Source organism: Ligilactobacillus sp. ESL1201 (assembly GCF_058503265.1).
On sequence record NZ_CP196362.1, the window covers coordinates 221,774 to 242,583 of the forward strand.

The following is a 20,810-nucleotide window of genomic DNA, read 5'->3' on the forward strand; positions in this document are numbered from 1 at the left end:
AACATTTTTCATTATAGCACAGTTGAAATGCAGAAATTGAACGGCACTAATACCAATGAAGCTGATACCAATTATGCTTGAAGCTTACATTAAATGGTGCTCTAGCCAAGTGGCACAGAGTTTAGTCCACTGAGCAACATCGGGACGAATTTGTTCCGGCGTGATGGCAGAAGCCGCCGTGGCTAAACTCAAAGCATGAGGACCGTTGGCGAAAATATGCAGTTCGTAAGCAATCTTTTGCCGTGCTAGGGCCGTGGCTAAATTGAGTGAATGTTGCGCGTCGACTAGTTGATCGGTGGCAGTCGTCCAGATGAAAAACGGGGGAGTCTGCGCATCGATGTGATCGGTGGGACTGACGGCACTAAGCAAGTCGGGGCTTGGTGTTTTAGTCCCGAGGTAGCTCAAGTTCATCTTGGCGACGCTTGTTTGCATTTGGGGTGAAAAATGCGCAGCCTGTTTGATCAGCAAGTGATAATCTATCAGCGGATAACCAACGATGGCGCAGGCGGGACGCAATTGTGCAGCGCTGGCGTGCAGGTAGTCGGTTAAAAGTGGTTCGTCGTAACGGGTAGCGTAAAGGGCGGCGATGTTACCGCCGGCAGAAAAGCCGCAGATACCGATTTTTTGGTGCTCAATGTGCCAGGCCGCGGCGTGTTTTTTGAGTAACAGCATAGATTGACCTAATTCACGTAATTGTTGGGGAAAAAGCACTTTTTCCGTTTTTTTACTAGGCGTGGTGTAATTTAATACGAAGGCGTGATATCCTTGAGCAGCGAAGTAAAGTGCGACTGGCTGAGCTTCGTTGGCCGCGATATGTAAAAAGCCACCGCCCGGACAAATGATCAGCGCGGGACGATTGCTGGTGTTGTCCAATAGGTAAGCCGTTAAAGTTGCGGTACTATTTGGTAGTTCAAGTGGTAATGTTTTGATTTGCATTTAAAAATTCTCCCTTGTTATCAATATATTTCGATGAATATCGAAATAACAGTTAAAAAATTTAGTTGACAAGTGTTGCTAAAAAACCGGGTAAGTACTGGTCAAATGGAGCTACTTGCAAAGAAATGTAATGATTTTGCCCGTTTTTTCTAGTGCTGGTAAGACCTGCTTGTCGTAAAGCCTTGAGGTGATACGAGATGGTGGAATTGCTGAGTTGTAAGTGAGAACAGATTTCACCACAAGTCATTTCACGTTGGTTAGTGGCCAAAGTGCGCACGATACTTAAACGTCCCGGATCCGCGAGGGCTTTGAGAATTTTAACTAAGACCTTGTCGTCTGTCATCTGATGAACTCCAATCATATTTCGATAATTATCGAAATTATAGTGGAATAAAAGTCGCTTTGTCAATCTGTTTTAACCATTTATCCCGATAATTACCTTGAAAGCTAATAACTAAAGTTCTATAATTTATCAGAAAAATAGTTAGCTTGCTAACTAAATTGCGGGAGGGGTTTGAGTGGAACGAAAATTAGATGCTAAACTACTGGGAGCAGTGGTGGCAACGGGTTTGATGTCTTTTTGCGGGGTGTTGATCGAAACTGCGACCAACGTAGCGTTTCCGGTACTGATGAAAGAATTTAACGTCAACTTAACGATAGTACAGTGGCTGACGACCGGCTATTTGTTGGTGGCTGCGATCATGATGCCGCTGTCGGTTTATCTCAAACGCAATTTTGCTGCGCAGAAATTATTTATCACAGCCGCATTATTGTTTAGCTGCGGACTGATCTTGGATGCTAGTGCACAGTTTTTTGGCATGCTGATCTGTGGGCGGGTGATTCAAGGGATCGCCGCCGGGATCGCTTTGCCTTTGATGTTTAACATTATTTTAGAGCAAAGCCCGCTCGACCAACTGGGTTTGCTGATGGGGATCGGCACGATGGTAACCGCCGTGGCTCCTGCTTTGGGACCGACTTTTGGCGGGATCGTCCTCGATACTTGGGGCTGGCGTTTTATCTTTATCTTAGTTTTACCGGTCGTGATCTTAGCTTTGGTCGTAGGAATATTTTCGATCCGGCAACAAGAGTTGCAACCTTCACGCTTGGACTGGCGGGGATTGGTGAGTGTCGCGCTTTTCTTGGGTGGTGTGATCTTGGCGTTTAACGGGTTAGCGACCGTGGCCGTTTCTCCGCTAAAATTTATCGGTCCGCTAGTGTTAGGGATCTGCGGCGGTATCTATTTCGTCCGTCATTCTTTGAATAGCAAGATCCCCTTGTTAAACTTTCGCTTGTTGCGCAACGTGCGTTTTACGCAGGGGCTGAGCGGCTATTTTTTGTTTCAAATCATCGCGTTAGGAATGTCTTTTATTTTGCCTAATTACATTCAAATCGTGAATGGCAAATCGGCGTTTACCGCGGGTTTGTTGGTCTTGCCGGGTGCTGCGTTGGGTGCGGTGCTCTCGCCGATCGGTGGGCGTTTGTTGGACAAGTACGGAGCCAGTAAGCCGATCATGGCGGGTGCTGCGTGTGAAATTTTGGGCTTGGTATTATTCGCCTTGTTAGGCAAAAAGCTGATCCCGCTACAGATCGTCGGCTTTTATTTACTGATCATGATCGGCATGGGATTAGCGATGGGCAATTCGATGACCAATGCTTTGAATAAGATCACCGCGCAAGAAAATGCGGATGGTAACGGTTTTTTTAACATGGTGCAACAATTTGCCGGAGCCGTTGGGACCTCGGTAGTGTCCGTTTTAATGCAAAGTGTGCAACAACTCAGTCACGCCGCAACTTACCAACAGAAAACGGCGGTTGGAGCACAGGCGGCGTTATTTTTCTTAGTAGTAGTTGGCTTAGTGGCGGTCTATTTGTTGAGACAGGCGACTAAAGACGATCAGTAGGAGGGTAAAATGGGAAAACAGCGTTTAGGCGTTAGCTTGCAACGGGTCCAAAATGTATTGGTGCGAAATACGGCTCGCCAAGCACGAGAATTAGGACTGACGGGCACGCAACTCAGCATTATCGATTTTATGAACAGTCACGGGCAGCCCCTGTACCAAAAAGACATCGAAGCGGAATTTAATATCCGTAAACCGACGGCAACCAATATTTTAAAATTAATGGAAAAAAAACAGCTGCTGCAAAAAAGGCCGCACCCGACCGATGCGCGGTTAAAAGAATTGCGGTTAACTCCTAAAGCACAACAGTTGGCGCTCCAGATCACGGGTATTTTGGACGAAGCCGAACAGAAAATGGAGCAAATTTTGGGAACGAGATTGGCCCGAGAAATGGCGGTTGGGTTGCAGCGGATCGAAAAAGAATTTCAAGCTGCGGAAGCTGCCGCTCGACTTAATTAACAAGTAGTTGCGGAAACTGCTACCTGCTTTTTTACGCAACTCCGATCAATAGTGCTTCAAAAGGCAACAGTTTACGTTTAACTACGCCGGTGAGTAAAATCAAATGCAGGTTTTACTCGGTGCTCCACTAACGATAGTTTGATCGTGCTCCGAAAAGCAGCAGTTTGCGCCTAGCTACGTCTGGCAACAAGTCCCAGCCCGACTTATTGCCAGCCTAGGCTAGTGCTCGACTGCTACCCGCTTTTTTACGCAACTCTTATTAAAGTGTTAAAATAATTGCAAATACAGTAAAGAAGGGGTTGCATGACGACTGCTCAGCAACATTTTATTTCGCTGCAAACGGCTCTGCGGTTGATTCAAGCCGACACCAGCTACCAGTTGCAGTTACCACCCAGCGCCGCGCAAAAACATACTTTTGTCTTATATTCGCTGCCCGGGATCGGTAAAACTCAGGGGATCCGTTCGCTAGTCACCGACCCGCAGTGTTTGTGTATCATCGACATCAACGCGGAATTCGGCGGCTCACTAGCGATGCCCATCTCTCACGTGGATCGTGACGGTGATTCGGCGCAGGTTTTACACGCCCTAAACGCTGACATTAAGGCGTTGAAAGAGCACGCATTGGCCGACCCGCAGCACGTTCATTTTTTGTTTTTGGACGAATTTAACCGCGGCGATGAGTTTATGAAACAAACGATCATGCAGCTGTTGTTGGAAAATCGGTTGCCCGGAAACGACCTACCCGCTAATGTGTTTGTGGTCGGAGCGGGGAACACGGCGGAGAATATTTTTGCCGATGAAATGGTGCTCGAAAACGACGTCAATGAGCTGGACATTGCCACGCGCGACCGGATCAATCCGCTATTTATTCAGTTGGAGCCTAACGAATGGCTCGACTGGGCTTATACGAATAACGTCGCGGCCGAGATCGTCGATTTTATCGGTAGTCGCCCGTACAACGAGCAAAAAGAACTGCTGTATCGTCCCGCTAAAAGTGCTGATGGAACGGGAGCGACGCCGCGTTCGTGGGCACGCTTGAGTAGTTTTTTGACTAACCCTGCGATCAGAAACGACCGTGCCTTGTTGCAGGCTGCTGTTTTTTCGATGATCGGTAACGATTGTGGTAATCGGTTCTTGACTTATTTGGCGACTGGTGCGGCGCTAAACGTGAGTGCGTGGCTCAATAAAGAAGACATAGCGGCATTTGATGAGTTGGCTTCCGGGACCAAGATGGCATTTTTCGGGGCGGCGTTGAATTTGGTAGAAGAGGACTTATCTGCTGGACAGAAACGCCAGTACGCCCAGCACTATTTTGCGTACTTGCAGACTAAAGACCAGACGGCGTTCGCGCGTTTCGTGCACACGCAGGTGGAAACGGGGGTATTGGAGCAAAAGTACCCGCAGACTAACGAATATTTGCGTAGGCAACCGGAATTCATGGTCAAATTGATGGCGTTGTCGGTGAATAATATTTAAACAAGCTGCGAGTCAAGCCGATTAGCAGTCATGGACTAAGTGGCACTGAACAGCAAAAACTGAACTTGGTTTTGTTGTTCAGCGGCCTTAGGACCTAGACTGCTGACTTGACGAGCGTAATTAACCAAGCTGCGTAGCAAGGTGGTTAACAGTTGCGAGCTAGCCTAGTCCAGCGATAAGTCGGTTTGAGACTTTTGCTGGACGTAGCTAGATCAAAACTGTTGGCTTGCGAAGCGCAATTAACCAAGCTGTGTAGCAAGCCGATTAGCAACCGAGGACTAGCCTAGAACAACAATAAGTCGGTTTTAGACTTTTTGTTGTTCATAGCTAGATCATTGCCTTGCGGAACGCAATTATGTGACGGGACGCGATTACTGTGTACAATTTTTTAAGAACAAATAAGTGATCGAGGTGGGGAGATTTGATGCAGCTACGGACTAAACAACAGGCGGTGGCTAATTTTAGTACGCGTTTTCCGGCACGCGTCAAACTAGCGTTGTATCAGCAAGCAGCAACGCAGTGCGCGCAGCGGATCTTTACCACGCGTGATCTGCAGGAACTAAAATTTGCTTACGGATTAAACTTATTGGACCCACGCGTTTTAAAGATCGACGTCACTCATTACGTTGAAAGCAGCGACCTGCGCGCTAAATTTGCAGATTTTCGCCAGCAGACCGCTACAACGCGCCTCCAACTCACGCGTCAAACCGACGCCCAAGCTTACGTCAAAGTAGTGCAGGCCTCGCTGGACCCAGTCGCTTCCACGCAGACGATCAAAAAAAGTGCGGCACTTGCGACTTTCAGCGATGTATTGGCCGATCCGTTTGAGCCGGTGGTCTGGGAATCTTACTTGCGCGCCTTGCCGCTGCTGGTTAAACGGGACCCGCAACTCAACGTGTCACGAATCGCACCCGAATTAAATTTGCTTGCAGCAGTCAAATTAGTGTACGCGGAGTCTGCGCAGTTGTTGACTCCACTCACGGCTTCTTTATTGGGGCCGGCTGCGTTATTTACCGCACCGGAAAAACTAACGGAAAAAACCGTGGGCGACAACTACTTGTTTTACGTGCCTAGTTTGTTATTAGAAATGTGTGTCGGCTACTTTGCAGGCGACGTTTCTAGCCAGCAAGAACAAATTGAACACGCGTTATTAACATACCTATTGCGTGAGGCGCGTCGTATTTTGCGCGGCGACTTGTTGAACCGACCGGGCTATTATCCCAATTCTCCTAACCGCCAGCAACAAGCGGCTCGTTTTTTTGAGGACCATCCCCAAGCGACGGTCGTGGGTTTTCCCGTTACTAGTAGCGGGGCGCTCGACCGTAATTTGACGGATTTTAGTATTGACGTTTCGCTCCAACAAGATCTAGGTGACAAGGTGGTATTTGGCGGCTCACAGGCTTTATGGAGCGAGCAAGTGGGGGTGCCTAACTTACAAACTAAAGCAGATTTGGCAATTTTGACGAGTCAGTTAAAGACCCCAGCGCTAAAAGAAGAAGCCGTGCAATTACACGCCAAGGGTTACCAGCGAGTGCAGACGTTTTTGGGCGCGGGCGACGAGTTATTGTTACACCAAAAAGAATTCTTGCTCAGTGTTTTACCTAAAATTTACGGCCCGCAATACGCACCGCATTTACCGGTGAAGGCCGCAGACGAAACCGCTAAGAATAACCGTAGTGCAACTACAAAGCACGCTACTAAAACCACTAGGGCACAATTACAGTCCGGAAGTAACGCGACTGCGGGTGGCGGTGGCGGCTCGTTACAGCTAAACGGCGGCGGGGTGGTCGAGCGTAACGAACGCTTTTACGCGCAGTTGGCAAATAGCACGCGGCCCGAGTTGCACCGCCAGCAAAAAGAGCTCATCCAAAAACTGTTGGGGCAAAGACAAGAGGCGTTGCGCCAGGCACACGTCGAGTTTCCCGAGGTCGATTATTCTAAGTACGGCGGTCCGTTGCGCCAGTTACAACTCAGCACGGTTAAGGCCCGTCCGTTGCCCCCACTGCACGTTAAGTTATTGAAGATCGCCCACGACTTGCAGCGGCAAAATCAGGTGCAATGGCAAAGACGGCACTATGCTTTTCCGGAGCGGTTGGATCTGGCACACATCGAAAGAAAAAACGTGCACGGCAGTCAAATTATTTGTTACCTCGATGTTTCTGGCTCAGTTGCAAGTGAGCAGTTAGAGCAGATCTTGGCGGTCCTCAAGGCAACGTTAGCTAAAAAGCAATCCTTTGACGTTAAGTTGTTTGCGAGTTCACTGGGAAAAAGCGTACACTTTGCGGCCGGAAGGAATCATTTTGCTGCAGATTTTGCCGAATTAAAACAGCAACTGACGGCTTTTCCGGACAGCGGGACGAATTTACAGCCGGTTTTTCAAGACGTAGTGCAAACGCCGCAGTCCTTACACGTGCTCATCAGCGATTTTTGCTTCGAGTTAACCGACCTGACTAAATTTAGCCGCCAGTTGACGCAGTGCAAGGTGGTTTTTATCAGCATCTATGACCAACAGCTACATACTAAATACCAAAATCAGTTACCGGCCGTGCAACGGTTGCTCCACCGGGCACCGCGTAACTTGCAATTGTTGTCACTTAGCGATTATTTACTAGAATAGGAGTGATTTTGTGCCGCTAGATTTATTTGCTAAAACTAACTGGCTGCCCCGCGTTTGCGAATCTGACTTTTTGAGTGGACTGATCCGTGCGCAACGTCGCCTGCAAAAATACGATAATCAGGCGTTGTTTCAATTTTTGCAGCACCAGCAGCTAACCTACGCGGATAGTTTCATCCTGATCCTGACTGCGACCGACGAGTTAGCGCTGCGCCAGGTGCCGTTTACGCTGCAACAAGACGAGCTGTTGGTGCGTATCAACCAACCCAATCCCAATAACTTGCAGCAAAATGAAAATTTATCCCAGCCACTAACCAAACGGCAATTGTTACGTTTGAGAAAACTGGCGACTGATAAGTTAGCGCAAAAAACATTTGAGTTGGAACTGATGGCCTTATACCAGCAGCTATTGCACGTGGATGACTTGGTATTAACTCCTAGCGAAGGTGATTTGATCTGCAACTATCACGTGTATCCCGCGATTTACCGTTACGTGATCGCTGAGTACCACGTTTCTGATCAGCAGGTTGGCTCGCAGGTCGAGGCTTTCGTGGCAACGATAGTTCAGTCGCTGTTGTGGTTGAGTGTGACCGAACTGGTACCGGGACAGACTGCGCTGAAATGGGGGACAGTAACCGCTAAGAGTTTACCGCGACTCTCGCAAGTCACCGAGTTGCAATTAACGAGCAGTGTTTGTGGTAAAATAAAGATGTATTATGAGGAGTAATCTGGTAAACTGGTAGTGATTTTAAGAGGTGCAGGAAGGAAAACCAACCAATGAAACAAGATTATGACGATCTACAGGGGTATCACCTGTTAGCCGAATTTTCAGATTATGATTTGTATGCCAACGAGCACAATCAAGTCATTCAACGCTTTAATGAAGGAATCGCCAATGATTGGACTGAATTTGACTTGCCCTTTTCGTTTAGCGACCAAGAAATGACGCAGTTACTGGCGCAGGTCAAGTTGTATCAGAATAGTGCACCTAAAAAAGCCCGTGCGGTCAAATTATATATCGAAGAACATTTACTAGATGAAATACAACGTTAATGGGTGCTGTGAGGAATAATGGGACAGAAATTTAGTACACAAGTGACACAACTGGGTGTGACTTTAGAATTAACGGCTGAGGTTATTGGCAACGACTTGCTGGTGACTTTGTGCGGTGGCGATCATCCTCATATCGGGGCGGTCACGACTGTGAGTCACGGTCAAGTGCAGACCGTTGCTTTTCCTAGCCACGATGGTCGTTTACATAAAGACGGAGTTTTAGGACAGCAGGTGGCGCAGGCGTTATTGCCAGTAGTTGCAGGAACGACGGTGATCACCTCCGGGGTGCACGTCGATCACATCACTAAAAAGCAACTGGCACAAACCGGACCGTTAACCGCGCAAGTGACGGCCAAATTAGTTGCGTGGCTAGCAACGGCGGACCTTCAGACCAGCCAGCCCGTGTATTACAGCAAGGATGAACGACCTGAATAATTGAATAGCACGCTTAGACTATCATTTGCGGGTGCACAATAGAGGAGCTGGAACAAAATTTTGTGTTTTGTTCCAGCTCCTCTTTTTGGTTTTCGTAAGGCAATAGGCCTAATCGTCAGCTTCCTCAGCTTGCCATAATTGCGCTGCGCAAAGCAACAGTCTGTGTCTAGCTACGACTAACAACAAGTCTTAACTCGACTTTTTGCCAGTCTAGGCTAGTCCTCGCCTGTTAATCGCTTTGCTCCGCAGCTTGCCATAATTGCGCTCCAGCTGGCAGCAGCTTACGTTTAACTACGCTAGAAAGCAAAGCCTCAAGTTCAGGCTTTATTTTCTAGCTAGGTTAATCCTCAGCTTGCCATCTTTTGCCAATCTCGTTTTTTATTCCCAAGGCATCCAACGTTTTCATCGTTTGGTGCGTGATCAGGTCGGCGATCGTTTGGGGATGATTATAAAAGGCCGGGATCGGCGGGATGATCTGCACCCCCATTTTAGCCAGTTTGGTTAAATTTTCGAGGTGGATCACGCTTAAGGGTGTTTCGCGCGGTACGACTATCAGTTGGCGGTGTTCTTTGATGCTGACGTCAGCCGCTCTACCGATCAAGTTTTCCGCGAAACCGTAAGTGATCCCCGCGATGGTTTTCATACTAGCGGGAACGACGACCATGCTATCGGTTTGAAATGAGCCGCTGGCGATCCGAGCCCCGAGATCACGGTTATCGTAAGTGTAAGTAGCTAGTTGCTTAACTTGTGCCAACGAGTAGTCGGTTTCTAGTGCTAAATTTTGTTTGGCCCACTGTGATAATACCAGGTGGGTTTCTACCGGTAGCTTGGCTAACTGCTGTAATAGGTCGACGGCGTAGATCGTACCTGAAGCGCCGCTAACAGCAACGATCACTTTTTTCATCTTAATTTCTCCTCAGTCATTGCAGGTATTTTTGCCAGTCCGGCACTTCCATGAACTGAGCGCGCCGAAACTGTTTTTTCATGTCAAACGGAACGGTGCCATCTAAAATCAGCTTGGAACTCATTCCCTGAAATCTGATCGAACGCGGGTCGTATTGCGGGCGTTCCGAAGGATCGAGGGGGTGATTGCGCATTCCCGGCAAAACGATGATGTCTTGGTCCGCTTGAAAACGGGTGTTGATCGTCCAGATGACGTCGTTCATGTCAAAAATATCAACGTCTTCGTCGACTAAAATCACGGTTTTGAGTTCTTTAAAGGAAGCAAATGCTAGTAAAGCGGCTTGACGTTGGATCCCTTCGTCTGCCTCGTTTTCCTTATGGATCTGCATGATAGTCATCAGTTTGCCGCCACCAGCCGGGGGATTATAAACGTTTAATACCTTGCCCGGCAGTGCTTTTTGCGTCAGTTGTAAAATGCTAGCTTCCGTCGGGATGCCCGCCATGCTGACGTGTTCTTCGCTGGGACCGATCACGCTTTGCATGATGGGACGTTGCCTGCGGTGGGTGACAGCAGTGACTTTAATAACTTGGACCGCCGGGTTAGCGTCGCCGTCGTAACCGGGAAATTCGGGCATTGCTTTGCCGGTGTGAGTGTTGATGTCTTCTTGGATCCGCTGGTTAGGCATGATGTAGCCTTCTAGCGTGTATTCGGCGCGAGCGATCGCTTTTTCGTCGACGGTGGCCGCTTGTACTAATTCGACCGGTTGTTGGCGAATGCTGCCGGCAACGCCTAATTCGTTATAGCCTAGCGGAGTGGTAGGCGGTTCAAACGTGGTGCCGATCGTGATCGCCGGATCTAAACCGATGCTGATGGTCACGGGCATCGGCTTGTTTTCTTTTTCGTATTCTGCGGCAAACGCGCCGATGTGGCGGCCGCCGGGCATAATGTAAATTCCTAAGGTGTTTTTGTCTTCTATGACCATGCGGTGGATCGTGACGTCGCTTTTAGTGTGCGCTAAATTAGAACCTAAAACGACACCGACTGTGATATAAGGTCCGGCATCGTTAGGGGTGTTGGTGGGCGCGGCTACTAATTTGCGAATGTCAAAATCCGGGTCGCTATCTTGATGGATCACTTCGTGGACCGGGGCCTGATCTTCTGCAACCGTGACTGGTGCTAGCGGTTGGGCGACGGCTTCGTTAAAAAATTGACCTAACGTGTGGGGATCGTGGTGTAACATCTTACCGACCCGCTCGCGGCTGGCCATCAACCCGATCAGTACCCGGGTGTCAGGAAAGCCGGTAACGTTGTTGAACATCATTGCCGGTCCTTTTTGTGTCGGTCGTTTAACAGTCCCACCCGCACCGATGTAGCGGTAGGCACCTGCTAATTGTGCGGCGGGGTCGACTGCGACGTCGGTTTCGTGATAGTTAGCTGGGTCGTCTTTGATTTCGGCTAGGACCCGGCGCAAATCCCATGGTATCATAGTTATTCCTCCTAATTTTTCCTGCTTTCTAAAATATAGGAGGATTCGGGTAAAATAGCAAGTTGTGATAAATGTAATTTGGCGGCGATAAAGACCATGATTTTTAAATACTTAGCATGATTTACAGTTGATTCGAATTAATATTTTTTAATATTTGAAAAATAAAGTTCTGTTAGCAGTAAAATTAAGATGATATTTTTTAAATTAATCAAATATTAAGAATAAATTTGAATTTTTGACATTAATGTTATACAATGAGCATGAATTCACAATCTGTTTAGACTGTGGGAAAACGAAAGGGGTGTTGTGTTGGTGAATAGGAGGCATAAGAAGGTCGTTTTAGTCGGAGATGGAGCAGTTGGTTCTTCCTACGCGTTTTCGTTGGTACAAAATCGAGTTGCAGATGAGTTGGTGCTCGTCGATATCCCGGCTAAAGAGCAGCATACAAATGGCGATGTTTTGGATCTGGAAGACTTATTGCCGCTGACCAGTCCGATAAACTTGCATGCGGGTTCGTATCAAGATGCCCACGATGCAGACGTCGTCGTGATCACCGCGGGCGTACCGCGAAAAGGGGGCGAATCGCGTTTGGACCTGGTGGGTAAGAATGTGCAAATTTTAAAAGGGATCGTAGGGCCAATTATTGAAAGCGGGTTCAAGGGAGTCTTTTTGGTTTCCAGCAATCCGGTTGACATTTTGACTACTTTGACCCAAAAAATCGCTGATTACCCGCAGCAAAAAGTGATCGGGACCGGCACGATGTTGGATTCTGCTCGCTTGCAGGTGGCATTGGCCCAACGTTTAGCGGTCAGCACCCAGCAAGTTGACGCCATGATCTTAGGCGAGCACGGCGATAGTTCGTTTGCACCGTATGACGAAGCGCAGATCGCCGGGCAGCCGCTTAAACAGGTTGCTAAACAAAAGCAACTCACGGACCATGACCTAGACGAGATCGTCGCTGCGGTCCATAGTAAAGGCAAACGGATCATCGAGGGCAAGGGAGCCACTTTTTATGGCGTGGCCGTTAGTTTGATGCGTTTGACTAAGGCGATTTTAAACAACGAGGACCTGACAGTTCCGGTCAGTGCACCGTTGACTGGGCAATACGGGGTTTCCGGTTTGTATCTGGGAACGCCAGCAGTGATCAATGCGAGCGGCATCAGTCAGGTAGTTGAAAAATCACTGACGGCTACCGAATTAGCGGCACTGCAAGATTCGGCGCACAAGATGCAATCAGTATTGGACCAAATCACACTTTAGTTGCTAAGTAATAATAAGTATGACAATTAGTTTTAAACAGAAAGGACAATCAGCATGACAGAATATAGAACAGAAGAAGATACATTAGGTCCAGTTAAGATTCCCGCAGACGCCTTATGGGGTCCACAAACGGAACGCAGCCGTAATAATTTTCCTACCGGCAGCTACATGCCACTAGAAATTATCAGGGCGTTACTGCAGATCAAAAAGGCTGCTGCTCAAGCTAATAATGATGCCGGAGTAGTGACGAGTGAAAAGGCCGACTTGATCGTCAAAGCAATCGACCAGTTATTGGATTTGAGCGACGAAAAATTACGGGCAGACTTTCCGCTGCGAGTTTATCAAACTGGCTCGGGGACTCAAACTAACATGAACGTCAACGAAGTAGTTGCACGTTTAGCAACTCAGTTGGGTAACGGCGTGGAAGTTTTACCTAACGATGACGTTAACCACGGCCAAAGTTCTAACGACATTTTCCCGACGGCGATGAACATTACCGCTAGTGTAGCCGTTAAAAAATTGATGGATGCCGTTAAACATTTGATCTCCGAGTTAGAAGTCAAACAAGACAAGTACTGGCGGACAGTTAAAGTTGGCCGGACTCATTTGCAAGATGCTACTCCTTTGACATTTGGCCAAGAAGTCAGTGGCTGGGTCAGCATGTTACGTCACGACCTATCTTACTTACAAGAATTGAGCAAAACGATCTTAGAATTTCCAATGGGCGGAACTGCCGTGGGGACCGGCTTGAACGCAGCACCTCATTTTGCCGAAGAGATCGCCAGCAAGATCAGTACCGAATATCACTTACAATTCGATGCCGACACCAATAAATTCGATGGCTTGGCCGCTCATTCGGGACTAAACGTTGTTCACGGTGCAATGAAGACGCTGGCTGCGGATCTGATGAAGATCGCAAACGATGTTCGTTTCTTGGCTAGCGGTCCGCGTGCCGGCTATGCAGAATTAAATATTCCGGCTAACGAACCCGGCTCTTCGATCATGCCCGGCAAGGTCAACCCAACACAAGCAGAAGCTATTACGATGGCTGCAGTTCGGGTCATGGGTAACGACGTGGTAGTCGATCTAGCAGCTTCTCAGGGTAATTTTGAAATGAACGTCTATAAACCAGTTTTGATCGAAGCCTTCTTGGAATCTGCTGAATTATTGCGGGGAACGATTCAAGGATTTGCCGATAAGATGATCCACGGTTTAACGGTCAATAGTACCCGGATGAAGGAATTAGTCGATAATTCTTTGATGACCGTGACTGCGTTATCACCACATATTGGTTATCATGATAGTGCTAAGATCGCCCAGACTGCCGATAAGAACGGCACAACTTTGAAAGAAGCTGCACTTGCCTCGGGTAAAGTTACTGAAGCCGAGTTTGACGAGTGGGTCGATCCGTTAAAGATGACCAATATTGATAAGTAGTTCTTGCTAACGAAAGGTGAGTTTAAATGGCACAAAAATACGTTTTTAAGCCTAATAATTTAAATGAATTACAGGATGCTTATGATTTAGTGATCGTTGGTTCGGGCGCTACCGGGATGGTGGCTGCACTGCAAGCACATCAGCTGGGGTTAAAGCCCGTGATTTTAGAAAAAATGAAGAGTTTGGGAGGAAACACGAACCGTGCTTCTTCGGGCATGAACGCTGCGGAAACTAATTTTCAGTTGGATCACCAGATCGTCGATAGCTATGAAGATTTTTATGACGATACTTACGTAGGCGGCGGCAAGCAAAACGACAAGGAATTACTGAATTATTTTGTGTCGCACAGTGCACTAGCAATCGACTGGCTGGCAGATCAAGGCATTGAACTGTCAGACATCACGATCACCGGCGGGATGCATACCAAACGGACCCACCGGCCGGCTAGTAAGGCTGCGATCGGGCAATTTCTAGTTACCGAACTGCTTAAAAGAGTCGAAAAACAAAACATTCCGCTGTTTAATAACATCAAAGTAACGCAGTTGGATAAGCAAGGCGAAACGGTCGTCGGTGTCACGGTCCAGTTGCCCGACCAGACCAAACGCCACATCAAGGGTAAGGCCGTAATTTTGGCCACCGGTGGTTTTGGCGCTAGTCAAGAGATCATCGCAAAGTACCGGCCGGACCTAGCTGGTTATAAGACGACTAACCAACCCGGTGCGACCGGCGATGGGATCAAATTGGCCCAAGAAGCAGGTGCCGTACTGGTCGATATGGACCAGATCCAAGTCCACCCGACGGTGCAACAGGATACCCCACACGTTTATTTGATCGGTGAAGGAACCCGGGGCGAAGGCGCGATTTTGGTCAATGCTCAAGGACAACGGTTCGTCAACGAGTTAGATACCCGTAAAAACGTGACGGCTGCGATCGACGCGTTACCCGAAAAGAGTGCGTATTTGATCATTGACGCTAACGTGCGCCAGAATTTTAAGGCCATTGATTTTTACGATCACGTCGGCTTAGTGATCCATGGCGGGACGGTCAGTGAATTGGCCGCTAACATGCACGTCGATGAGGCCAACCTCAAGGACACGATTGCGGAGTGGAATCAGGCAGTTGCCAGTGGGAAGGACGCTAAATTTGGCCGTTCGTCCGGGATGGAACGCGCTTTAGCCGCCGAACCGTACGAAGCGATCCATATTGCTCCGGCCGTTCACTACACGATGGGCGGTATTAAGATCAACACGCAAACGCAGGTTTTAGATCAAAATGATCACTTTATCAAGGGTTTATTTGCTGGCGGCGAGATCGTCGGCGGGCTACACGGCAATAACCGGATCGGCGGTAATTCGATCGCCGAAACCGTGATCTTTGGGCGTCAAGCAGGGAAACAAGCGTTCAAATACATTAAAAATAACTAGATAGTAGAGTTTGGAACAATACGATCTTGAGTACTAGGCTAGTCGGCTTGTACTTAGTTTTGTTCCCTTTTCTAAAGGAGATAATCAAATGGAGCTCAGTAAGGTCAATTATAAAAAATTCTTTTGGCCCGTGGTAGTAGCGGCGATGATTTGGTTTTGCTCGCCGCTTAAACCAGCGGGGATCCCACTGGCTGGGTGGCATATTTTAGCGATCTTTGTCGGTACGATCATTGGCTGTATCACGCAGCCGCTACCGATCGGTGCCGTGGCGATCATTGGGGTCACGATCAGTATTTTGCTGGGAGTGGTGTCGATCGATGACGCAGCCGTTGGTTTTGGTAATAAAACGGTCTGGATGATCGCGATGGCTTATTTCTTATCGCGTGGGTTCATTAAGACCGGTTTTGGCCGCAGGGTAGCGATGATGTTCATTCGTTTGTTCGGTAAAAAAACACTGGGGTTAGCTTACTCGTTGATTGGCGTCGACCTGGTAACTTCGCCAGCAACGCCAAGTAATACGGCTCGTGCCGGTGGGATCGTTTATCCGATCATCGACTCTTTGGCACAGACGTATAATTCGAAGCCCAACGATAAGTCCAGCAGAAAAATCGGGTCGTTTTTAGTTTTTGCTGAATATCACGGCGATATTATCACCAGTGGGATGTTTTTGACCGCGATGGCGCCTAACTTGTTAACGGCTTCGTTAGCTAAGAGTTTGAACGTCACGATCCCGTGGTTCACCTGGTTTTTGGCAGCGGTAGTTCCCGGCGTGATTTCCTTGTTAGTCGTTCCGTGGCTGATTTATAAAATGTACCCGCCGGAAATTAAGGAAACCCCTAACGCCAAGGAATGGGCCGACGAAGAATTATCCAAGATGGGTAAAATTTCTAAGCCTGAAACGATCATGTGTATCGTCTTTATCCTTTCGCTAGTTTTGTGGATGTTATCTAGCTTTATCGGACTGGACGCTACTACGGTTGCTTTCCTGTCGGTTTCATTATTGTTGTTATCGGGCGTTTTGACGATCGACGACGTTTTGAAGGAAAAGGGCGCTTGGAATACATTACTTTGGTTTTCAATTTTGATCTTCATGGCTAACGAACTGAACAAGTTAGGCGTGATTTCGTGGTTCTCTAAGACAGTTGCCGGTGCCTTACACGGAGTTAGCTGGATGTTAGTTTTGCTAGTCTTATCGTTAGTTTATTTCTATTCGCATTATTTGTTTGCTAGTGGGACCGCGCACGTTTCCGCAATGTATGCGGCTTTGCTAGGTGTTGCTATTGCTGCAGGTGCGCCTGCCAAATTAGCAGCGATCATCTTAGGCTTTGTCAGTGCGATCTTTGGTTCAACGACACACTATGCCAACGGTCCGGCGTCAGTCCTTTTTGGTTCGGGTTACGTGAAGCAATCGGACTGGTGGAAGATGAACGTAGTATTAGGACTATTTTACTTAGTAGTCTGGGTAGGCATTGGCCTGTTGTGGATGAAGGTAATTGGAATTTGGTAAGCTGCGGAAGTTGGCGATTAGCCACTGAGGATTAACCTAGCTAGAAAGAAAAGTCTGAATTTAGGCTTTGCTTTCTAGCGTAGTTAAACGTAAGGGGGCTGCCAACTGGAGCGCAATTAAAACAAGCTGCGGAAAGCAGCGCTTATCAGTCGAGGACTAGCCTAGGTTAGCAATAAGTCGATTCAGGACTTATTGTTGACCGTAGCTAGACACAGACTGTTGCTGCTTGGAGCGCAATTAAAACTAAACCATCATTACTACTTCTCACTTGTTTGCGGCGAATTAGTCATTTCCAGTAAAACGCGGTTAGCGACGGCTTCGTTAGTAATGAATTCCGTTAATAAATTACCACGTAAAGCGCCTAGCAGTGAGCGAGCCTTGAATTTACTCTTGACGATCCCGATCCGGTGGGGCGTAGTCAGGATAGTATCTAAAGAAATTCCGAACGTCTTATCGCTGCTACTGTTCAGGATGTGACCAAAGACGTCGTAAGGGCGACCGTAGATCATGCCTGCGACTTGATTTAAATCGACGCCGGCAAAAATTTCCGTGCGGTGCTGTTTCCAAATCGGAATGGTGTCGATCGAAGAAAGCGTGCCGACGCCAGTAAACAAGAGGTCCATTTTAGCGGCGGTATTAAGTGCCGGGAAAATAGCTGGCTCTCGTTTCAATTTTTCGCGGGCATCATCGTCTAGGATGTACAACGGTCCCGGTAAAGTGACGTAAGAAGCGCCAAATTTAGTGGCGGCCTTGTTGACGATCGGGGTTGCGCCGGAAAGTGAATTGTATTTTAAGTTATTGCCTAAAAATTGAGTGAACGTCAAGTCGTCTTGCAGGTCGGTTTGAAAATGAGCGATCACGCTCAAAACGGTATCGCCCCAAGTCATGCCGACATAACGGCTGGAACGGATCAGTGACTGAATGATCTCGGCGGCATAACGAACGATATTTTCGTTATCTTCGTTAGGGGTGTCGGAATCTTTGATGATAAAAGCGTCCTTAATGTTGAACTTTTTCTTAAAGGTAGTTTCTAATTCTAAGTTACGTGTCAGTGGTGCGGCGATGTTGATTTTGACCAGTCCGGTTTCCCGGGCTTCTGTCAGTGATTTGGTGATCAGGTAGCGGCTTAAATTATACTTAACGGATAGATCAGAGATGGTCATCTGGGAAAGGTAATAGTCCCGCGCCAAATTGGTTAATAATTCTTGTTTTTCCAGCTTCATGAAAGCCCTCCTAACGGTAATAGTTAATTATAGCATACGAATTGATAAATGCTTAAATATTTGTCAAAATGCTAATTTCACCGCCAATGTTTTTTAAAAAATAAAAAAATATTATTTAATTTGATAAAATTAAAAAATAACAGTACACTAGGGGTAACGAAAAACTAAGGAGCTGATCACAATGATTGATCAAGATGACATTTTAAGATTACACGCACTGCACACCGGAGTGTTGGATATTAAATCCGACCTAGACGTGACTAACCGTCAGAGTTTGGCTAAGGCTTATACGCCGGGAGTGGCGATCTTATCTAAAATGATTGCTAAAAACCCTGAGCTGAAAAAGCGCTACACGATGAGCGGTAAGTTAGTGGCGTTGATCACCGACGGTTCGGCTGTTTTGGGGCTGGGAAATATCGGTCCGGCAGCCGGGTTACCGGTAGTCGAAGGTAAGGCGTTATTGCACAAAGATCTGGCAGGCAATAACGTGTTACCGTTGGCGATCAACCAAGTCGATGTGGCTGAATTTGTCAAAACGGTCGAAAACATTGCGCCTTCATTTGCGGGAATCCATTTAGAAGACATTGCAGCTCCGCGGTGCTTTGAGATCGAAGAAAAGTTAGCCGCTGACTTGGACATCCCGGTCTATCACGACGACCAGGAAGGAACTGCGATCGTAGTTTTAGCCGCGCTGATCAACGGTAGTAAGGTCGTGGGCAAGCAGTTAGGATCACTGAAAGTTGTGATCAACGGTGTTGGTGCTGCTGGTTACGCTACGGCTCGGTTACTGTTAAAAGCAGGTGTTAAAAACTTGACATTAGTTGATCAGTACGGAGTAGTGACTGCCGATAACCGACGCTACAATTCTTATCAGCGGCAGTTGGCTCAGGAAGTGGGCACGCCGGCAAGTTTGAAAGAACAACCGTTATCCGCCGTGATCGCCGGGCAAGACGCATTTGTTGGCTTATCGCAAGGAGACGTTTTGACTAAGGAGGACGTTTCACAGATGAACGACCACCCCTTGATCTTAGCACTGGCTAACCCGAATCCCGAAATTGCCCCGGCGGCTGCTAAGGAAGCGGGCGCTGCCGTGATCGCTACCGGGTCTAGCGAATTTGAAAACCAGGTCAATAATATCTTGGTCTTTCCGGGATTATTTAGGGGCTTGTTGCAGGCTAAAATTAACCATGTCGGTTATGACTTACAGGCTAAGGTGGCTAAAGCACTGGCTGCGATGGTCACGGAACCGACGGCCGCCAAAATTATTCCGAGCGTCTTTGATCAAGGAGTCGTCGAAAAAGTAGCTGCCGCCGTCATTGACTACGGTCAAAGTACGAAATAAATGATTAAATTTACAGCGCTCGACTTAAACCGCCAGTCCGTTTTGACCACTTGGCAGGACTTTTTACGGTCGCGGGGCATTACCAATTTTACGGCCGGTGAAGTTGACCAGTTAGACACCACGCTTGCGGCATTTGACGAACACCAGCAAATGATCGCGACTGGCTCTGTGGCGGGAAAAGTGCTCAAGTACATTGCGGTCCAACCCGATTCAGGTGGTGCTTTGTTCAATCAAGTGGTCACGCAGCTGACTGACGTGTTGGCTCAACAAGGGCTCTTTCACTGGTTGGTTTTTACTAAACCACAGTACGTTGAGAGTTTTACTCACGTTGGCTTTTCGCTGTTGGCAGCCAGTCATTGGGGTGCTCTGTTGGAAAAAGGCGACCAAACGGTGGCGGATTATACCCGAGCACTCGTGCAAAGTCCTACGCAGGCACACCAAAAAGTGGCGGCGATCGTGATGCACGCCAATCCTTTTACCAAGGGCCACCAGTTTTTAGTCCAGCGTGCGGCTAGTGAAAATGATTTGGTGTACGTTTTTGTGGTGGCAGATGAGCGGGCACGGTTCAGTACCGCGCAACGTCTGGAAATGGTCAAAGCCGGTACGCGCCAGTGGGCAAACGTGGTGGTCGTTTCTGGCGGTGATTATTTAGTGAGTTACGCCACTTTTCCGGCGTACTTTATTCCGACCAAAGAAGAGATCACCCGCTACCAAACGACTTTAGACGCCCGCCTTTTTCGCACTCGGATCGCACCGCCGTTGTTCATCACTAAACGATATTTGGGTACCGAGCCATTTTCTACTAAGACGCGGATCTATAACGAAACGCTGCAACGAGAATTACCGCCCGTAGTTGAGCCGGTGATCGTTAAGCGTAAAGAGGTGGCTGGTCAGCCACTGAGTGCGTCTGTGGTACGGCAAAAACTGGCGAAAAAACAGTGGCAGCAGGTGCGTGATTTGGTACCAGAAACGACGTTTGCGCTAATTAAACAGTAAAAATGAGATGTACTTATTTAGTTTGACAACAGAAAGGAATGAAAAATAGTGGAGATTAAACAAACGGCTTTAGCAGGAACACTTGAATCTTCCGATATTCAGATCATGTTAAGCCAGGGTGACCACGGCATTGAGATCGAATTGGAGTCGGAAGTGGCAGCTAAATTTGGCAAGCAGATCAAAAAAGTGATTACCGCAACATTAAAACAATTTGACTTAGATAACGTGAAGGTCAAAGCAGTCGATCAGGGTGCCTTAGATTGTGTCATCAAGGCCCGCACGATCGCCGCAGCACAGCGCGCATTAGGAACTGCAGACAAACCAGCTTGGGAGGTGTATTAAAGTGAGTGAAGAAACAAC

19 protein-coding genes are annotated in these 20,810 nt (G+C 47.8%); 14 read left to right on the forward strand and 5 right to left on the reverse strand.

What is annotated here, in order from left to right:
* Positions 1–84 precede the first annotated feature (84 nt).
* Together ACSYSK_RS01125 and ACSYSK_RS01130 are read right to left on the reverse strand one after the other, a co-directional pair.
* The gene (locus tag ACSYSK_RS01125) at positions 85–936 is read right to left on the reverse strand and encodes an alpha/beta hydrolase (RefSeq protein WP_491715133.1); all 852 of its coding nucleotides are present in this window, start codon (positions 934–936) and stop codon (positions 85–87) included.
* Positions 937–997: 61 nt separating this feature from the next.
* Positions 998–1,279: an ArsR/SmtB family transcription factor gene (locus tag ACSYSK_RS01130; protein ID WP_491715134.1), complete on the reverse strand. Its 282-nt coding sequence runs from the start codon at positions 1,277–1,279 to the stop codon at positions 998–1,000.
* 175 nt (positions 1,280–1,454) lie between these two features.
* On the opposite strand from ACSYSK_RS01130, the gene ACSYSK_RS01135 reads away from it, so the two are divergent.
* From ACSYSK_RS01135 to lpdD, 7 genes are all read left to right on the forward strand, one after another.
* Positions 1,455–2,837 carry an MDR family MFS transporter gene (locus ACSYSK_RS01135; RefSeq protein ID WP_491715135.1) on the forward strand — a complete coding sequence of 461 codons (1,383 nt, stop codon included), beginning with the start codon at positions 1,455–1,457 and terminating at the stop codon, positions 2,835–2,837.
* Between the two features lie 9 nt (positions 2,838–2,846).
* Positions 2,847–3,293, forward strand: coding sequence for a MarR family winged helix-turn-helix transcriptional regulator (locus ACSYSK_RS01140; protein ID WP_491715136.1), 447 nt, complete (start codon positions 2,847–2,849; stop codon positions 3,291–3,293).
* 303 nt (positions 3,294–3,596) lie between these two features.
* The gene (locus ACSYSK_RS01145) at positions 3,597–4,769 is read left to right on the forward strand and encodes an ATPase (RefSeq protein ID WP_491715137.1); all 1,173 of its coding nucleotides are present in this window, start codon (positions 3,597–3,599) and stop codon (positions 4,767–4,769) included.
* A 424-nt stretch (positions 4,770–5,193) separates the two neighbouring features.
* Positions 5,194–7,386 (forward strand): hypothetical protein, encoded by a 2,193-nt coding sequence (locus ACSYSK_RS01150; RefSeq protein ID WP_491715138.1) that lies wholly within the window; start codon positions 5,194–5,196, stop codon positions 7,384–7,386.
* Between the two features lie 10 nt (positions 7,387–7,396).
* Positions 7,397–8,110, forward strand: coding sequence for a hypothetical protein (locus ACSYSK_RS01155; protein WP_491715139.1), 714 nt, complete (start codon positions 7,397–7,399; stop codon positions 8,108–8,110).
* Between the two features lie 50 nt (positions 8,111–8,160).
* On the forward strand, positions 8,161–8,436 hold the full coding sequence (locus ACSYSK_RS01160) for a hypothetical protein (RefSeq protein WP_491715140.1): 276 nt from the start codon (positions 8,161–8,163) through the stop codon (positions 8,434–8,436).
* 18 nt (positions 8,437–8,454) lie between these two features.
* Complete coding sequence (gene lpdD / locus ACSYSK_RS01165) at positions 8,455–8,871, forward strand: prenylated flavin chaperone LpdD (protein WP_491715141.1); 417 nt, start codon at positions 8,455–8,457, stop codon at positions 8,869–8,871.
* Positions 8,872–9,211: 340 nt separating this feature from the next.
* Here the strand turns inward: lpdD and ACSYSK_RS01170 are convergent, their stop codons facing one another.
* Positions 9,212–9,775, reverse strand: a complete 564-nt coding sequence (locus ACSYSK_RS01170) for a UbiX family flavin prenyltransferase (protein ID WP_491715142.1) — start codon at positions 9,773–9,775, stop codon at positions 9,212–9,214.
* Between the two features lie 16 nt (positions 9,776–9,791).
* Positions 9,792–11,267: a UbiD family decarboxylase gene (locus ACSYSK_RS01175; protein ID WP_491715830.1), complete on the reverse strand. Its 1,476-nt coding sequence runs from the start codon at positions 11,265–11,267 to the stop codon at positions 9,792–9,794.
* A 303-nt stretch (positions 11,268–11,570) separates the two neighbouring features.
* On the opposite strand from ACSYSK_RS01175, the gene ACSYSK_RS01180 reads away from it, so the two are divergent.
* The 4 genes from ACSYSK_RS01180 to ACSYSK_RS01195 all read left to right on the forward strand — a co-directional run bounded on the left by ACSYSK_RS01180 (position 11,571) and on the right by ACSYSK_RS01195 (position 16,889).
* Positions 11,571–12,521 carry an L-lactate dehydrogenase gene (locus ACSYSK_RS01180; protein ID WP_491715143.1) on the forward strand — a complete coding sequence of 317 codons (951 nt, stop codon included), beginning with the start codon at positions 11,571–11,573 and terminating at the stop codon, positions 12,519–12,521.
* 54 nt (positions 12,522–12,575) lie between these two features.
* The gene (locus tag ACSYSK_RS01185) at positions 12,576–13,958 is read left to right on the forward strand and encodes a class II fumarate hydratase (RefSeq protein ID WP_491715144.1); all 1,383 of its coding nucleotides are present in this window, start codon (positions 12,576–12,578) and stop codon (positions 13,956–13,958) included.
* 26 nt (positions 13,959–13,984) lie between these two features.
* On the forward strand, positions 13,985–15,382 hold the full coding sequence (locus tag ACSYSK_RS01190; RefSeq protein WP_491715145.1) for a flavocytochrome c: 1,398 nt from the start codon (positions 13,985–13,987) through the stop codon (positions 15,380–15,382).
* 88 nt (positions 15,383–15,470) lie between these two features.
* Entirely contained in the window at positions 15,471–16,889 is a 1,419-nt protein-coding gene (locus ACSYSK_RS01195; protein WP_491715146.1) for an anion permease, read from the forward strand.
* A gap of 257 nt (positions 16,890–17,146) precedes the next feature.
* On the opposite strand, the gene ACSYSK_RS01200 is transcribed toward ACSYSK_RS01195, so the two are convergent.
* Positions 17,147–18,112: a sugar-binding transcriptional regulator gene (locus tag ACSYSK_RS01200; protein WP_491715147.1), complete on the reverse strand. Its 966-nt coding sequence runs from the start codon at positions 18,110–18,112 to the stop codon at positions 17,147–17,149.
* Positions 18,113–18,293: 181 nt separating this feature from the next.
* On the opposite strand from ACSYSK_RS01200, the gene ACSYSK_RS01205 reads away from it, so the two are divergent.
* From ACSYSK_RS01205 to citD, 3 genes are read left to right on the forward strand one after another with little or no spacing between them, the layout of a single operon-like run.
* Complete coding sequence (locus ACSYSK_RS01205) at positions 18,294–19,454, forward strand: NAD(P)-dependent malic enzyme (protein ID WP_491715148.1); 1,161 nt, start codon at positions 18,294–18,296, stop codon at positions 19,452–19,454.
* The gene (gene citC, locus ACSYSK_RS01210; protein WP_491715149.1) at positions 19,455–20,450 is read left to right on the forward strand and encodes a [citrate (pro-3S)-lyase] ligase; all 996 of its coding nucleotides are present in this window, start codon (positions 19,455–19,457) and stop codon (positions 20,448–20,450) included.
* 48 nt (positions 20,451–20,498) lie between these two features.
* Complete coding sequence (gene citD, locus ACSYSK_RS01215; RefSeq protein ID WP_491715150.1) at positions 20,499–20,792, forward strand: citrate lyase acyl carrier protein; 294 nt, start codon at positions 20,499–20,501, stop codon at positions 20,790–20,792.
* Positions 20,793–20,810: the final 18 nt, after the last annotated feature.

What these genes read in the sequence shown, in the direction of transcription:
- ACSYSK_RS01185 (WP_491715144.1), top strand. Translation starts at nt 12,576, where the DNA reads ATGACAGAATATAGAACAGAAGAAGATACATTAGGTCCAGTTAAGATT.
- ACSYSK_RS01200 (WP_491715147.1), bottom strand. Translation starts at nt 18,112, where the DNA reads ATGAAGCTGGAAAAACAAGAATTATTAACCAATTTGGCGCGGGACTAT.
- ACSYSK_RS01140 (WP_491715136.1), top strand. Translation starts at nt 2,847, where the DNA reads ATGGGAAAACAGCGTTTAGGCGTTAGCTTGCAACGGGTCCAAAATGTA.
- lpdD (WP_491715141.1), top strand. Translation starts at nt 8,455, where the DNA reads ATGGGACAGAAATTTAGTACACAAGTGACACAACTGGGTGTGACTTTA.
- ACSYSK_RS01125 (WP_491715133.1), bottom strand. Translation starts at nt 936, where the DNA reads ATGCAAATCAAAACATTACCACTTGAACTACCAAATAGTACCGCAACT.
- citC (WP_491715149.1), top strand. Translation starts at nt 19,455, where the DNA reads ATGATTAAATTTACAGCGCTCGACTTAAACCGCCAGTCCGTTTTGACC.
- ACSYSK_RS01130 (WP_491715134.1), bottom strand. Translation starts at nt 1,279, where the DNA reads ATGACAGACGACAAGGTCTTAGTTAAAATTCTCAAAGCCCTCGCGGAT.
- ACSYSK_RS01160 (WP_491715140.1), top strand. Translation starts at nt 8,161, where the DNA reads ATGAAACAAGATTATGACGATCTACAGGGGTATCACCTGTTAGCCGAA.
- ACSYSK_RS01195 (WP_491715146.1), top strand. Translation starts at nt 15,471, where the DNA reads ATGGAGCTCAGTAAGGTCAATTATAAAAAATTCTTTTGGCCCGTGGTA.
- ACSYSK_RS01205 (WP_491715148.1), top strand. Translation starts at nt 18,294, where the DNA reads ATGATTGATCAAGATGACATTTTAAGATTACACGCACTGCACACCGGA.
- ACSYSK_RS01150 (WP_491715138.1), top strand. Translation starts at nt 5,194, where the DNA reads ATGCAGCTACGGACTAAACAACAGGCGGTGGCTAATTTTAGTACGCGT.
- ACSYSK_RS01170 (WP_491715142.1), bottom strand. Translation starts at nt 9,775, where the DNA reads ATGAAAAAAGTGATCGTTGCTGTTAGCGGCGCTTCAGGTACGATCTAC.
- ACSYSK_RS01190 (WP_491715145.1), top strand. Translation starts at nt 13,985, where the DNA reads ATGGCACAAAAATACGTTTTTAAGCCTAATAATTTAAATGAATTACAG.
- ACSYSK_RS01145 (WP_491715137.1), top strand. Translation starts at nt 3,597, where the DNA reads ATGACGACTGCTCAGCAACATTTTATTTCGCTGCAAACGGCTCTGCGG.